The organism is Actinacidiphila glaucinigra, from assembly GCF_035918135.1.
In the GTDB taxonomy this organism is placed as follows: domain Bacteria; phylum Actinomycetota; class Actinomycetes; order Streptomycetales; family Streptomycetaceae; genus Actinacidiphila; species Actinacidiphila glaucinigra.
Map to the genome: position 1 here is coordinate 8,591,974 of NZ_CP109144.1, position 13,150 is coordinate 8,605,123.

General features: G+C 73.5%; 10 protein-coding genes. 5 read left to right on the forward strand and 5 right to left on the reverse strand.

Annotated elements, in window-relative coordinates; all coding sequences use genetic code 11:
- Positions 1 to 4 precede the first annotated feature (4 nt).
- On the reverse strand, positions 5 to 2,098 hold the full coding sequence (locus OIE69_RS39015; protein ID WP_326579837.1) for a SpoIIE family protein phosphatase: 2,094 nt from the start codon (positions 2,096 to 2,098) through the stop codon (positions 5 to 7).
- Between the two features lie 273 nt (positions 2,099 to 2,371).
- On the opposite strand from OIE69_RS39015, the gene OIE69_RS39020 reads away from it, so the two are divergent.
- A complete protein-coding gene (locus OIE69_RS39020) occupies positions 2,372 to 3,619 on the forward strand; it encodes a DUF6777 domain-containing protein (RefSeq protein ID WP_326579839.1) in 1,248 nt (415 codons plus the stop codon).
- A 44-nt stretch (positions 3,620 to 3,663) separates the two neighbouring features.
- Here OIE69_RS39020 and OIE69_RS39025 read toward each other — a convergent pair whose 3' ends face one another.
- Together OIE69_RS39025 and OIE69_RS39030 are read right to left on the reverse strand one after the other, a co-directional pair.
- The gene (locus OIE69_RS39025; RefSeq protein ID WP_326579841.1) at positions 3,664 to 5,247 is read right to left on the reverse strand and encodes a multicopper oxidase family protein; all 1,584 of its coding nucleotides are present in this window, start codon (positions 5,245 to 5,247) and stop codon (positions 3,664 to 3,666) included.
- Positions 5,248 to 5,415: 168 nt separating this feature from the next.
- A complete protein-coding gene (locus tag OIE69_RS39030; protein WP_089225554.1) occupies positions 5,416 to 5,697 on the reverse strand; it encodes a DUF3040 domain-containing protein in 282 nt (93 codons plus the stop codon).
- A gap of 264 nt (positions 5,698 to 5,961) precedes the next feature.
- Between OIE69_RS39030 and OIE69_RS39035 the strand changes: the two genes are divergently transcribed.
- Positions 5,962 to 6,918 (forward strand): HAMP domain-containing sensor histidine kinase, encoded by a 957-nt coding sequence (locus OIE69_RS39035; RefSeq protein WP_326579844.1) that lies wholly within the window; start codon positions 5,962 to 5,964, stop codon positions 6,916 to 6,918.
- On the forward strand, positions 6,915 to 7,574 hold the full coding sequence (locus OIE69_RS39040; RefSeq protein WP_326579846.1) for a response regulator transcription factor: 660 nt from the start codon (positions 6,915 to 6,917) through the stop codon (positions 7,572 to 7,574). Before OIE69_RS39035 ends, OIE69_RS39040 begins: the two co-directional genes overlap by 4 nt.
- Positions 7,575 to 7,597: 23 nt before the next feature.
- Here the strand turns inward: OIE69_RS39040 and OIE69_RS39045 are convergent, their stop codons facing one another.
- Positions 7,598 to 8,164 carry a type 1 glutamine amidotransferase domain-containing protein gene (locus OIE69_RS39045; RefSeq protein WP_326579848.1) on the reverse strand — a complete coding sequence of 189 codons (567 nt, stop codon included), beginning with the start codon at positions 8,162 to 8,164 and terminating at the stop codon, positions 7,598 to 7,600.
- Between the two features lie 188 nt (positions 8,165 to 8,352).
- Here OIE69_RS39045 and OIE69_RS39050 point away from each other — a divergent pair, with 188 nt between their 5' ends.
- Positions 8,353 to 10,425, forward strand: a complete 2,073-nt coding sequence (locus OIE69_RS39050; RefSeq protein WP_326579850.1) for a SpoIIE family protein phosphatase — start codon at positions 8,353 to 8,355, stop codon at positions 10,423 to 10,425.
- A 434-nt stretch (positions 10,426 to 10,859) separates the two neighbouring features.
- Here OIE69_RS39050 and OIE69_RS39055 read toward each other — a convergent pair whose 3' ends face one another.
- Positions 10,860 to 11,534: an alpha/beta hydrolase gene (locus OIE69_RS39055; protein WP_392567623.1), complete on the reverse strand. Its 675-nt coding sequence runs from the start codon at positions 11,532 to 11,534 to the stop codon at positions 10,860 to 10,862.
- Between the two features lie 221 nt (positions 11,535 to 11,755).
- Here OIE69_RS39055 and OIE69_RS39060 point away from each other — a divergent pair, with 221 nt between their 5' ends.
- Entirely contained in the window at positions 11,756 to 12,982 is a 1,227-nt protein-coding gene (locus tag OIE69_RS39060; RefSeq protein WP_326579852.1) for an MFS transporter, read from the forward strand.
- Positions 12,983 to 13,150: the final 168 nt, after the last annotated feature.

The following is a 13,150-nucleotide window of genomic DNA, read 5'->3' on the forward strand; positions in this document are numbered from 1 at the left end:
CTGATCAGGGGCGTTCCCACGGCCGGCGGTGCGGGTCCGCGCGGGCGATCAGCAGGGCGACGTCGTCGTGCCCGTCCGCGCCGGGCAGCTCCCGCAGCAGCCGGTCGCAGGTCTCCTCCACCGAGGGGTCCGGCGTGCCGAGCAGGGCCAGGAGCAGCGCGAGGCGCTCGTCGATCGGGTCGTCGCGGGTCTCCACGAGCCCGTCCGTGTACAGCACCAGACGGTCACCGGGCACGAGCGTGATGCTCGTGCTCTCGAACGGGACGCCACCGACCCCCAGGGGCGTCCCCGTGGGCAGGTCGAGCAGTTCCGGAGAGCCGTCGCCGTGCACCAGGACCGGAGGCAGGTGCCCGGCGGTCGCCAACCGGCACTCGGCGCTGCGCGCGTCGTACAGGGCGTACACACAGGTCGCGATGTACGGGTCGAGGCCGCGCGTGATCTTGTCGAGGTGGGCCAGCACCTCGGCGGGGTCCAGGTCCAGCTCGGCCAGCGTGGAGGTGGCGGTACGCAGGCGACCCATGGTGGTGGCGGCCTCGATGCCGCTGCCCATGACGTCGCCGACGACGAGCGCGGTCCGCTCGTCGTCGAGCGGGATGACGTCGTACCAGTCGCCGCCGACCTTGCTCCTGGCCTGCGCGGGCCGGTAGCGCGCGGCGACCTCCAGGCCGGGGTGGTACGGCTGCGGTTGCGGGAGGAGGCTGCGCTGCAGGGTCTCGGCGGTGTTGCTCACCTGCTGGTACCAGCGGGCGTTGTCGATGCACACGGCCGCGCGCGCGGCCAGCTCGCAGGCGAGGGTGAGGTCGTCCTCGTCGAAGGACTCCTGCGTACGGGCCCGGCACATGCCGAGCACGCCCAGCACCTCGCCGCGGGCGATGAGCGGGATCGCCATGCACGAGTGGACCCCGGCGTCGGCCAGGAGCCGGGCCGACTCGGGGTCGGGGCTGATCCGCTCTAGGTCGTGCGGGCCGGCGTGGGCGATCATGTGGGGGCGGAGCGTGCGCACGCACAGCGCCGAGAGGTGTTCGGCGTGGTGGGTGACGACGACGCCGGGGGCGGGGACGGCCCGGGCCGCGTCCGTCGGATAGGCGCTCTTGACCGCGAGGGAGCGGAACACCGGTGCGTCCGGGGGCGGGGCGGGGGCGCGCTGGTCCAGGACGACGTCGAGGATGTCGACCGCCGCCAGGTCCGCCAGTTCGGGCACCACGACCTCGACGAGTTCCCGTACCGTCCGCTCCACCTCCAGGGCGGTGCCGATCCGTGCGGAGCCGTCGGCGATCATCGCCAGCCGGCGCCGGGCGCGGTCGGCCTCCGCGGCGGCACGGTGCCGGTCGGTGATGTCGACGACGACCTCGGCGATGCCCAGCACGTGTCCGCGGTGGTCCTCCAGCCGGTAGAGGGACACCGCCCAGGCGTGCTCGTCACGCGGACCCGAGGGGGTGCGGCCGACGATGTAGCGGTCGACCATCGGCACCCCCGACGCCAGCACCTGGCGCATCTCCGTCTCCACCGTCCGGAACTCGGGCCCGGGCATGACGCTGCGGAATGTGTTCCCCAGGTGGTCCTGGACCGAGATGCCGTGGAACCGCGCGAGCGCGGGGTTGAGGCTGAGGTACCGCAACCCGATGTCCAGCACGGCGATGCCGATCGGCGACTGCGAGATCAGCCGCGTGGACAGGGCGACCTCCTGCTCCACCTCGCGCATGGTGGACCGGTCGGTCGCGAGCCCGAGGATGTAGTGGTCACCGAGGCTGTCCATCAGCCGCATGTTGCGGAACTCCACCAGGCGCCGGCTGCCGTCCTTGCAGCGCACGGGGAAGGACCCCGCCCAGCTCTCGCCGGTCCTCATGACCTCGGCGAACAGCCGGACGACGAGCTTGCGGTGCGCGTCGTGCACCAGCAGATGGGCGGCGTAGCGGCCGACCGCCTCCTCCGCCGTGTAGCCGAACAGCTCCTCGGCCTGCGGACTCCACATGTCCACCCGGCCGTCACCCTCCAGGAGCACCGCGGCCACACCCAGGAGGTCCATCAGCCCGCTCGGGCTCGTCGAGAGCCCCTCCAGCCGCTCCGGGCCGGTCGTGTACCGATCCGTGTCGCTCATGGTGGGCGCCTCTTCCGCCTGCCGTTCCGGCCGGTCGGCCCGCCGTCCCCCGCCGTTCCCGCCGACGCGATTCCATGGTCCCCCCGGAGCCGTGGCGGCGCACCCCTCGCAGCGGCCCCGTGAGGGGACCGTACGGGCGTGCCGTCCCGGCCGACGTCGGCTTGCGGGGACTGTGCCGCGGGCGCACACAATGGTCAGCGGGTGGGGCTTCTGAGGCGGACGGCGGCGCCGTCCGCCTCGCGTGCCGGTCGGGGACGAGTGGAGGAAAGCCCTGTGAGCGTTCTACCGCCCTCGCTCGCCCGCCCCCAGGGCCCGCCCGCGGGCCCGCTGTCCGGACCCGACGGAACGGACGAGGCGATGCCCCCCGGCCAGGACCCGCACGGACGGCGGCGCCGGACGCCGACGGTCGTCGTGGGCGAACCGCCCCCGCCACCGGGCGAACCGCCGGACGACGGCGGCGGAGGGGGCGGGGGAGACGGCGACGGGGACGGCGGAGGACACGAAGGCCCCTGGTGGCGATCGGTGCCCAAGGTGGCCGCGATCACCGCGGTCGTGGTGGCCGCGGTGGCCCTGGCCGTGGTGTTCACCCGGCCGGGCGGGGTGTCGGGCGGCAAGCAGGGGGAGCTCTTCCTGCAGACGGCGGGCAGTGCGGGACCGAACCCGTTCACGCGGTCGACGGCCGAGGAGACCGCCGCCCCCTCGGCGACACCGGCACTGCCGACCCCGTCGACGACGGGGGGTGCCGTGCGGCAGGTCTACAGCGGCGCCATGCCCGGCCTCTACGGCGGAACGCGCGACGCCGCGAGCTGCGACGTGGAGAAGCAGATCAGCGCCCTGTCGGCGGACCCGGCGAAGAACAAGGCCTTCGCCGGGGTGCTGGGCCTCGAGCCGTCCGGCGTGCCGGCGTACCTGCGGGACCTGACCCCGCTTCAGTTGCGCGCGGACACCCGGGTCACCAACCACGGCTACCGCGGCGGGCGGCCCACCGCCTTCCAGTCGGTGCTGCAGGCCGGGACGGCGGTGCTGGTGGACGACCGGGGCCTGCCCCGGGTGCGCTGCGCCTGCGGCAATCCGCTGACCCGGCCGGTCGAGCAGAAGGGCGGTGCCACGACCGTCGGCCGTGCGTGGCCCGGATACCAGCCGTCGAGGACGGTCGTGGTGGCCCCGGCGTCCGAGCCGGTGCGGACGTTCGTGGTCCGCGACCCGGACACCGGCGAGTGGTTCACCCGGGCCGGCGGCGACGGCAAGGCCTCCGGGGACGAGCGGACGACGCCCCCGCGGAACGCGCCGTCCGGCAGCCCGTCCGGGTCGCCGCGGGACGGCTCGCCCGCCGCCCCGGAGGAGGGCCCCGCCACGCCGACGGGCGAACCGGGCGGGACCGCCCCGCAGTCCCCGCCGCCCGGCACGGGCCCCGCCCCGCGCAGTCCCGAGCCCGGAACGCCAGGACCGCCGGGCGGGGAGAGCCCCCCGCCCGGCGGTACGGGCCCCGGACAGCCGACCGGCCCGGCCGCGTCGCAGTGACGCCGCGCCGGGCCGGGGGCCGCCGTGGCTGAGCCCGGGTCCGCTCAGTACGTGGTGAAGTCGGCCATCATCGCCATGTCCTCGTGCTCGAGGTTGTGGCAGTGGATCATGAACTTGCCCGTGTAGTCGGTGAAGCGGACCGCCACCTCGACGGTCTCGCCCGGGCCCGTCGCCACCGTGTCCTTCCAGCCCGCGTCGAACGCGCCCGGTTTCTTGCCGTTGCGCGACAGCACCCGGAACGCGTCGAGGTGCACGTGCACCGAATGGAAGAACACCGAGGTGAACTTCCAGATCTCGACCGTGCCGAGCTTCACCCGCGCCAGCGAGCGGCCGGGCTTGTACGGCAGGCCGTTGATCGTCCAGCCGTCGCGCGAGTGCCGGAAGGCGAAGGTCCGGTGCGCCACGGCCTTGCTGGGGTCGAGGACGGTGGCCGGGTAGCGCGACAGCCGCTTGGGGACGTGGGTGTCGTCGTGCGGCTTCCGCGAGGACGGCGAGACGTCGAAGCGCATGACCTGCGCGGTGCTGCCGCTGCCGAAGCGGTTGATCAGGCGCACCTTGGTGCCGGGCCGGTAGCGGGCGAAGTCCACGATGATGTCGAAGCGTTCGGCCGGGGCCATGCGCAGGCTGTCGTGGGCCAGCGGGCTGCCCAGCAGTCCGCCGTCACTGCCGATCTGCAGCAGGCCCCTGCCGCCCGGCGGCGGCGGGTCCAGCTCCAGACGGAAGTCCCGGACGTTGGAGCCGTTGAGGAAGCGCAGCCGGTAGCGCTGCCGCCGGACCCGGTGCACGGGCCACGGGGCGCCGTTGACGAGGATGACGTCGCCCATCATCCCGAAGTGGTGCGAGTGCACGACGCCCGGCTTGTGCATGCCCGAGTCGACCGCGGGGTACAGCAGCGCCCCGTTCTCGGCGAACGCCCGGTCCGCGAGCAGCAGCGGGATGTCGCGGGAGCCGCGCGGCAGGTCGAGCCCGTCCTCCTCGTCGTCCGTCAGCAGGTGGAACCCGGCCAGACCGCGGTACACCGCCGGGCCGGTGTAGCCCATGCGGTGGTCGTGGTACCAGAGCGTCGCCGCGCGCTGCAGCATCGGGTAGGTGTAACTGCGCTGGCCGTGGCTGAGGTTCCCGGACGAGCCGTGCATCTCCGGCATGCCCGCCATCGCGTCGTCGTACGACATGTTGCCGCCGACCGGCATGGTCAGGTCGATCGGGTACCCGTCGCTCTCGGCGGGGGTGTGACCGCCGTGCAGGTGGACCACGGTCGGCTGGGGCAGCTCGTTGCGGTGCGTGACGACCGTACGGCGCCCCGAACGGGAGACGATCGTGGGCCCGGGGAAGAGACCGTCGTACGTCCAGCAACTGGTGCGCAGTCCGGGGAGGATCTCCAGCCTCGCCTCGCGCTGCGTCATGTTGTAGTAGTCGGTCGTCGCGGTCCGCAGTGTGGGCTCGAGGACCGGCGGGACCGGCAGGGGTACCTGGAACGGGCGGGGGAGCCGGGCCTTGCTCCGCAGGATCCCGCCCGGTGGTACATCGGCCAGCGGTGTGCCCGCCCAGGCACGGCTCGCCGCCGCGCCCGCCCCGACGACGGCCGCCCCCGCGGCGAGAAAACGGCGCCTGCCGATGCCTTCGATCACGTAGGTCTCCCAAATGTGACGATTTGCGCAATTTTTCGGTCGGCGACACAATAGCCCGCCCGAGCCCCGCGCAACGGCGCCACACGCGGGCCCCGCAACAACCTTCGGACCCGCCGGCCGCCCGCCCACCGCGCGTCCGATCCTTGAACCCGCCGTCCCGGCCCCGGCTCAGGACCGCCGGCGGCCCCGCCCCACGGCGTCGTGCCGGGGGGACAGGACCCCCGTGCCGATGCCGGCCAGGACCAGTCCGGCCGCCAGCAGCAGCCCCTGCGGCAGCGCGATGCCGATCAGGATCCAGGCGAGCGCCACCGCCTGCAGGAACCAGCCCATGCGGCGCCGGTACTCGCGTGGCGCGCAGGGGCGGCCGGTCCGCAACCCCTCGGCGAAGCGGGGGTCCGTGCGCCTCGTCTCGGCCTCGAGGTCCTCGATGGCCCTGTGCAGGTGCGGCATGGTGTCCTCCTCCCGGAGCGGTGGGCCCTGTCACCTCCACCGTCGCCCGTACCCGGCCGCGGAACCATCGGGGGCGGCACCCAATCCCGCGGCCCGGAAATGGGTGCCGCCCCCGATGGCCGCGGCCCCCCGGCCGGGGGCAGGCTGGAAGCGGGACCCGGGTGCCCGCCACCCACGGCAGGAGGGGCGCGGCGGGCCGCCCGCGCAGGACGTCACGGCGGTGTCCGCGGACAGTGGAGGTAGGCCCCCGAGGAGGGCGGGACCATGTCGCTGTACTGGCGGATCTTCCTGCTGAACGGCGCGGTGCTGGTCGTCGCCGCGGTGCTCCTGCTCGGCCCCGTCACGGTCTCCACCCCCGTGCTGCTGGGCGAGGCGCTGGTGCTGGGCGTGGGGCTGGCCGCGATGCTCGTCGCCAACGCCCTGCTGCTGCGCGTCGGGCTGGCACCGCTCCAGCGACTGAGCCGGGCGATGAACTCCGCCGACCTGCTGCGCCCCGGCGGCCGGCCCGCCGTCACCGGATCGGGTGAGATGTCCGCACTGATTTCCACGTTCAACACCATGCTCGACCGTCTGGAGTCCGAGCGCGCCACCACCAGCGCCCGCGTGCTGTCCGCCCAGGAGGCCGAACGGCAGCGCATCGCCCAGGAACTCCACGACGAGGTCGGCCAGACCCTCACCGCCGTCGTCCTGCAACTGGGCCGCAGCGCGGACCTGGCCCCCGACCCTCTCAAGGACGACCTGCGGCAGGTGCAGGAGACCACGCGCGCCGGGCTGGACGAGATCCGCCGCATCGCGCGCCGTCTGCGCCCCGGCGTCCTGGAGGAACTCGGCCTGCACAGCGCCCTGCGCGCCCTGGCCGGCGAGTTCACCAGCCCCGGACTCACCGTCGTGGAGCAGTGGGGGCCCGCGCTCCCCGCGTTCGACGACGAGACCGAGCTGGTGCTCTACCGGGTCGCCCAGGAGGCCGTCACCAACGCGGCCCGGCACTCGGGCGCGGACCGGGTGGAGATACACCTCGGCGCCGCCGCCGGAGGCGGGGCCGAACTCCTGGTCAGGGACAACGGCAAGGGCATCGGCGACGCGCCCGAGGGCGCCGGGATGCGCGGCATGCGCGAACGGGCCCTGCTCATCGGCGCGACGCTGACCGTCGGTGCCGCCCCCGGCGGCGGCGCCGACACCCGGCTCGACGTACCCGCGCCGGCGGCGGACGGCCCGCGATGACCGCGCCGCCGCCCACCCGCATCCTCCTCGCCGACGACCACGCGCTGGTGCGGCGGGGCGTCCGGCTGATCCTCGACGGCGAACCCGACCTGACCGTCGTCGCCGAGGCCGGTGACGGCGCCGAGGCCGTCGCCAAGGCCCGCGAGGAGCCGGTCGACCTGGCCGTCCTGGACATCGCCATGCCCCGTATGACCGGCCTGCAGGCCGCCCGGGAGCTGAGCAGGCTCCGTCCCGACCTGCGCATCCTCATCCTGACGATGTACGACAACGAGCAGTACTTCTTCGAGGCCCTCAAAGCCGGGGCCAGCGGATACGTCCTGAAGTCCGTCGCCGACCGCGATCTCGTGGAGGCCTGCCGGGCCGCCGTACGCGACGAACCCTTCATCTACCCCGGCGCCGTGACCACCCTGATCCGCAGCTACCTCGAACGCGCCCGCCAGGGAGAGCCCCTGCCGGCCCGTGCCATCACCGAACGCGAGGAGGAGATCCTCAAGCTCGTCGCCGAGGGCCACACGTCCCAGGAGATCGCCGACCTGCTCTTCATCAGCATCAAGACGGTCGAACGCCACCGCGCCAACCTCCTGCAGAAGCTCGGTCTGCGCGACCGCCTGGAACTGACGCGCTACGCGATCCGGGCCGGCCTCATCGAGCCGTGACCCGGCTCGCGCGGCGACCGCGCTCAGGCGCCGGCGAGGAGCTTGTCGACCTCGCCCAGGAAGGCGTCCAGGTCCTTCGGCGTGCGCGAGGTGACCAGCGGGTACCCGGCGGAGGCGTCGCTCACCACCGGTTCGTCGACCCAGGACGCGGCGCCCGCGTTGAGCAGGTCGGTCCGCACCGAGGCGTACGAGGTGAGCGTCTTGCCCTTCGCGACTCCCGCCTCGACCAGCGCCCACGGGCCGTGGCAGATCGCCGCGATCGGTCGCCCGGACGAGGCGAACGCGCGTACGACGTCCATCGCCTTCCCCTGGAGCCGGAGGTTGTCGGCGTTGATGGTGCCGCCGGGGATGAGCAGCAGGTCGAAACCGGTCGGGTCCACCTCGTCGAGGGTGGTGTCCGGCTCCACGACCTTGCCCGGATCCTTGTCCCCGACCAGGGTCTGCACGGCGTCACGCCGCGTCGCGGCGACGGTGACGTCGGCGCCCTTGTCACGGAGGTGCTCGACGGGGACGACCAGCTCGTCCTGCTCGACCCCGTAATTGGAGACGACCGCCAGGACGTGGCGGCCGCCCGGGAACTCTGCAGCCATGGGATTTCCCTCTTCTGTGCGCTTCTCGTGCGATATGGGCGCCTGCCCGGGAGCGGGCCGGCGAAACGTGGTCACGCGGTCCGCGGGAGGAGCCGAAGAGCAGGACTCACTCGCCGCAGCCGGGGTAGGCGGACGGACGGAAAGCGAGGAAGGGATCGGCGAAGGGGCGGGCGAAGAGGGAGCCTGCGATGAGCGAAGCGCGGCCGCCGCTCGGCGCCGATCAGCTCGAGGCCAGGGCACTGGGCCCCAGTGGACTGATGGACCTCCTGGGGGTCGCCGCGGTCCTGCTCGAGTCGGACGGGCGCATCGACATGTGGAGCCCGCAGGCGCAGCAACTGTTCGGCTACACCGCGGACGAGGCGGTCGGCCGGTACGCCGCGCCGCTGCTGGTCCGGCCCGAGCACCGCGACGACGCCATGAGGCTGTTCACGGAGGTGCTGGAGACCGGCCGCAGCTGGTCGGGGGCGTTCCCCGTGCGCCACAAGGACGGCAGCACCCGGCTGGCGGAGTTCCGCAACGTCCGCCTGACGGACAGCCGCGGCCGCGTCTACGCCCTGGGGATAGCCACCGACCGGCCCGTGCTGCAGCGGCTGGAACGCGGCCTCGCCCTCTCCCTCCAACTGGTCGCGCAGTCCCCGATCGGGCTCGCGGTGCTCGACACCGACCTGCGCTACCTGTCCGTCAACCCGGCACTCGCCGCGATGCACGGCATGACGGAGGGCGACCACGTCGGCCGCCCCTTCCGCGAGGTGCTCCCCGGCGCCAGGTTCCGCATGGCGGAGGACGCGCTCCGCCAGGTCCTGCGGACCGGCACGCCGATCGTCGACCGGTACGTGGTCGGCCGCACGCCCGCCGACCCGACGGCCGACCGGGCCTGGTCGGTGTCCTACTTCCGGCTGGCGGACCGCAACGGGCACGTCCTGGGCATCGCGACCTCGGTGGTGGACGTGACCGACCGGCACCGCTCGGCCCAGGAGGCCGACCGCGCCCGGCAGCGCCTCGCCGTGATCGCCGACAGTTCCGCCCGCATCGGCAACTCCCTGGAGGTCGAGGACACCGCCCGGGAACTCGTCGACGTCGTCGTCCCCGAACTGGCCGACTTCGCCGCCGTCGACGTCCTCGACTCCGCACTGCGCGACGACGGCGGCGAGCCCGGCCACGACCGCACCCGTTTCCGCGCGCTCTCCGCCAAGTGCGTCGAGGCCGGCGAGGCGGCCGGTGCCTTCGGCAGGCCCGGGCGCCTCGTCTCGTACGGTCCCGACCACCTGGCCGCGAGATGCCTGGACACGGGCCGCCCGGGACTGATCACCCACGCCGACGAGCGGAGCCTGGTGCACGTCGCCCGCGACCCCGACGCCGCCTCGCTGCTGGCCCGGGCGGGCGTCCACACGGCCCTGGCCGTGCCGCTCATCGCGCGCGGCCGGATCCTCGGCGTCCTCGGCCTCGCCCGCGCCCGCACCCCCCAGCCCTTCGACGAGGACGACCAGACCCTCGCCTGCGAACTGGCCTCCCGGGCCGCGGTGTCCATCGACAACGCCCGCCTCCACCAGCAGCTGCGCAGCACCGCCGAGACCCTGCAGCGCAGCCTCCTTCCCCAACTCCCGCCGGCCCACGCCCGGCTGGAACTCGCCGCCCGCTACTGCGCGGCGCAGGCCAGCAGCGAGGTGGGGGGCGACTGGTACGACGTGATCCCCTTCGACGACGGCAGGGTCGCCCTCGTCGTCGGCGACGTCATGGGCAGCGGCGTCCCCGCGGCCACCACCATGGGGCGGCTCCGCACCGCGACCTCCACCCTCGCCGGCCTCGACCTCGCCCCGGCCCAGGTCCTCGGCCACCTCGACCGGATCACCCACGGGCTGGACCCCTACATCGCGACCTGCGTCTACGCGGTGTACGAGCCCGGTCGCGGAGTCTGCCACCTCGCCAACGCCGGGCACCTGCCCCCGGTCGTCGTCCGCGCCGGCAAGCGCCCCGAACTGCTCGACCTGCCCACGGGCACCCCGCTGGGGGTGGTCAGCGGCGTGCCCTTCGAGAGCACCACCGTCGACCTCGTCCCGGGCGACCGCCTCGTCCTCTACACCGACGGCCTGGTCGAGACCCGCGACCGCGCCATCGACGAGCGCCTCGACGACCTGCTCCGGCTCCTGGACGCCCCCGACGAGCCGGTCGAGGAGACCTGCGACCGCCTCCTCGCCGCACTGCGCCACCCCGCCGACCGCGACGACGTGGCCCTGCTCATCGCGCGCCCCAGGGACGTGTGAAGGACGTGCCCGCCAGGAGCTACGCCGTGGCGCGGTATCGGACCACCAGACGTACGGCACCGACCGCCATCACGATCGCTCCGAGGACCGCACATGCGGCCCTCAGGACCAGGGGAGTCAGGACGACGCCGATCCTCGGATGATGCGCCAGACGGCCGTGAAGCCGCCCCGCGACGGCGCCCACATCGAGCGCCACCAACATCAGGGCCACTCCGACCCCGAGGTCGTACACCGCCCTGAACCAAGCAGTCATTGTGGTCCCTTCCGCTGTTTCGCTCATTCTCCACGTCAGAGCGACCGGCCGGTCGCCGTGGAGTCGACCGCCCGGGCCGTGACGGCAGCGACGTGGTCTTCGGCGGCACGTATCGGGCGAGCGAATCCGCCTGCCGCGGAGACGGCGGTCCACTGCGAGGCGAACGCCCTCACCTCCGCCGTCAACGAGGGGAGATCAGCCCTCGTCTCGCCTGGCCCGGCGGGTCCGAAGCGTCGAACAGTTCCAGGATCAGATCGACGACCAGTTCCGGGCGGCTCACAAACGGGGAGTGCCCCGTCGGCCACTCGCGGACCGAGCCGCAGCGTGCCGCCATGACGCGTTGAAGCGCGGGGTCGATGGCGCGGTCCTTCGCGCAGACGACATAGGCGGCAGGTGTCTCCCTCCAGCTTTGACGCTCCGGTACCCCTCGCCCGCAGCCAGCGGCCTGGGCTCGCAGGAGTCCTGTCGCCCAAGCGGCCAGGTGCTGGGGGCAGCCCGCGTACAGCGCCTCCACGGCCCTGTTCGGGTCAAGGCGGGTGGAGCCGTCGTCCTGCGCCTCGACGGCGGATTTCAACCGGGCGGATGCGCCGCCCAGTCCGGCCGCACTCTCACCCGCATCCGGCACGAACGCCGCCAGAAACACCAGGCGTGCGACGCCGCGCAGACCGGTGATCACGGACCCTCCATACGAGTGGCCCAGAACCACGGGAGGTTCCGCCAGTCGGTCAACGGCGCCCTGCACCGCCGCCGTGTCCGAGGCCAGGGAGCCCCGATGCAGTTTCGGGAGCGACCACGTCCACACCTGCCGCTCGCAGGCCCGCGGCGACGTCCGGGGCCGGCTGGGGACGGTCCCCATCCGTGTCGCGATGGACAGCGCTCGCCCTGGCGGCGAGAATCGCCGTGATCACAACAACCAACAGCACATCAGGACTTCTGCCCGGTGATGGAGTCGGTGCGGGGCGCGTGCCCCCTCTCCGCGCCAACACTGGACGGTTCCAGGCGGCGACCACAGGTCGGTACATCCGGGCACCGACGACCCAGGTGGGCCGCCCCGTCGGGCAGCGAAAGGGACTCGCCGTGTCATCGGCGAACTACCGTTCCCTGCTGCGTACCCCGGGCGCCGCAGCATTCTTCCTCCCGGCGTCGCTCGGCCGCGTCGGCATCGCGATGACCAGCCTCAGCATCGTCTGGCTCGTACATGGCCGGACCGGCACCTTCGCCTCGGCCGGCCTGGTCAGCGGCGGGTTCGCGGTGACGGACGCGCTCGTTGCGCCCCAACTAGCCCGGCTGGTGGACCGGTTCGGGCAGACCCGGATCCTGCCGCCCGCACTGCTCGCCCACGCCCTTGCGGTGGCCGCCCTGGTGTCCCTGGTTGCCGCAGATGCCTCCGACCTCTATCTGGTCCTGGGCGGTGCGCTGGTCGGAGCCAGCGTTCCGCAGCTCAGCGCGATGTCCGCGGCACGCTGGGCGGCACTGCTGCGCACCGGCCGGTCGGCGGAGCTGCCCACCGCTTTCGCGCTGGAGTCCCTCGGCAACGCGGTGGCCTACCTTGTGGGACCGGCGTTGGTCAGCGCCCTCGCCGCGGCCGGACATCCCGTGGCCGGTACGGTCCTGGCCGCCTCGTTGTCGGTGGTCGGCGGCCTGGTCTTCGCGGCGCAGCGCGGCAGCGCGCCCTCACCGGTGGGCGGCGCCGGCGCCCACGCCCCTGCGGGCCGGTCGCTGCTGCGCAGCGGGGTCTTCGTACTGATGGGCCTCAATCTCGCCCTCGGGGTCTTCTTCGGCGCGATGCAGGTCTCGGTGACCGCCTTTGTGGTGGAGCACGGTGCACCGAGCGCCGCTTCCCCGGTCTTCGCCGTCTCCAGTTGCAGCGGACTGCTGGCCGGATGGCTGTACGGGCTGCGCCGGTGGCAGGCCACACCTCCGGTGCAACTGCTGGTGGCGACCACCGCGCTGATGCTCGGTACCCTGCTCCTGCCGACCGTCCGCTCACCGGTCGGACTCGGACTGGTGGTGGTGCTGACCGGCGCCGCGGTCCCACCCCTTCTGGTGCTCTGCTCCGTGCTCACCGAGTCGACCGTCCACCAGGCCGTCCTGACCCAGGCGTTCTCCTGGCTCGGCTCCGCCAGTGCCGCGGGCACGGCCGCCGCGGCGGCACTGTCCGGCTGGGCGATCGACGCACTCGGGTCGCGTGGTGGCTTCACGGTCACCACCGCAGCCGCCGCCGCGATGGCACTCCAGAGTCTTGCCGGGCTGCGTCTGCTGCGCGGTCCGCGGGGGGAGCAGTCGCGCGCGGAACCGCTGTGACGGGTGCGGTGTGTGCCCGGACGGGCGTGCTCGGGTCGGTGACGCTTCATCCAGGAGATGTCCTCGCCGTAGTGCCCCAGGGACCCCGCCTTCCAGGCGCGGATGTCGCGGCGGGCGTCCCGTACGTCCCGCGACATGGCCACGCCGTCGCGGAAGGGATGCTCGCCG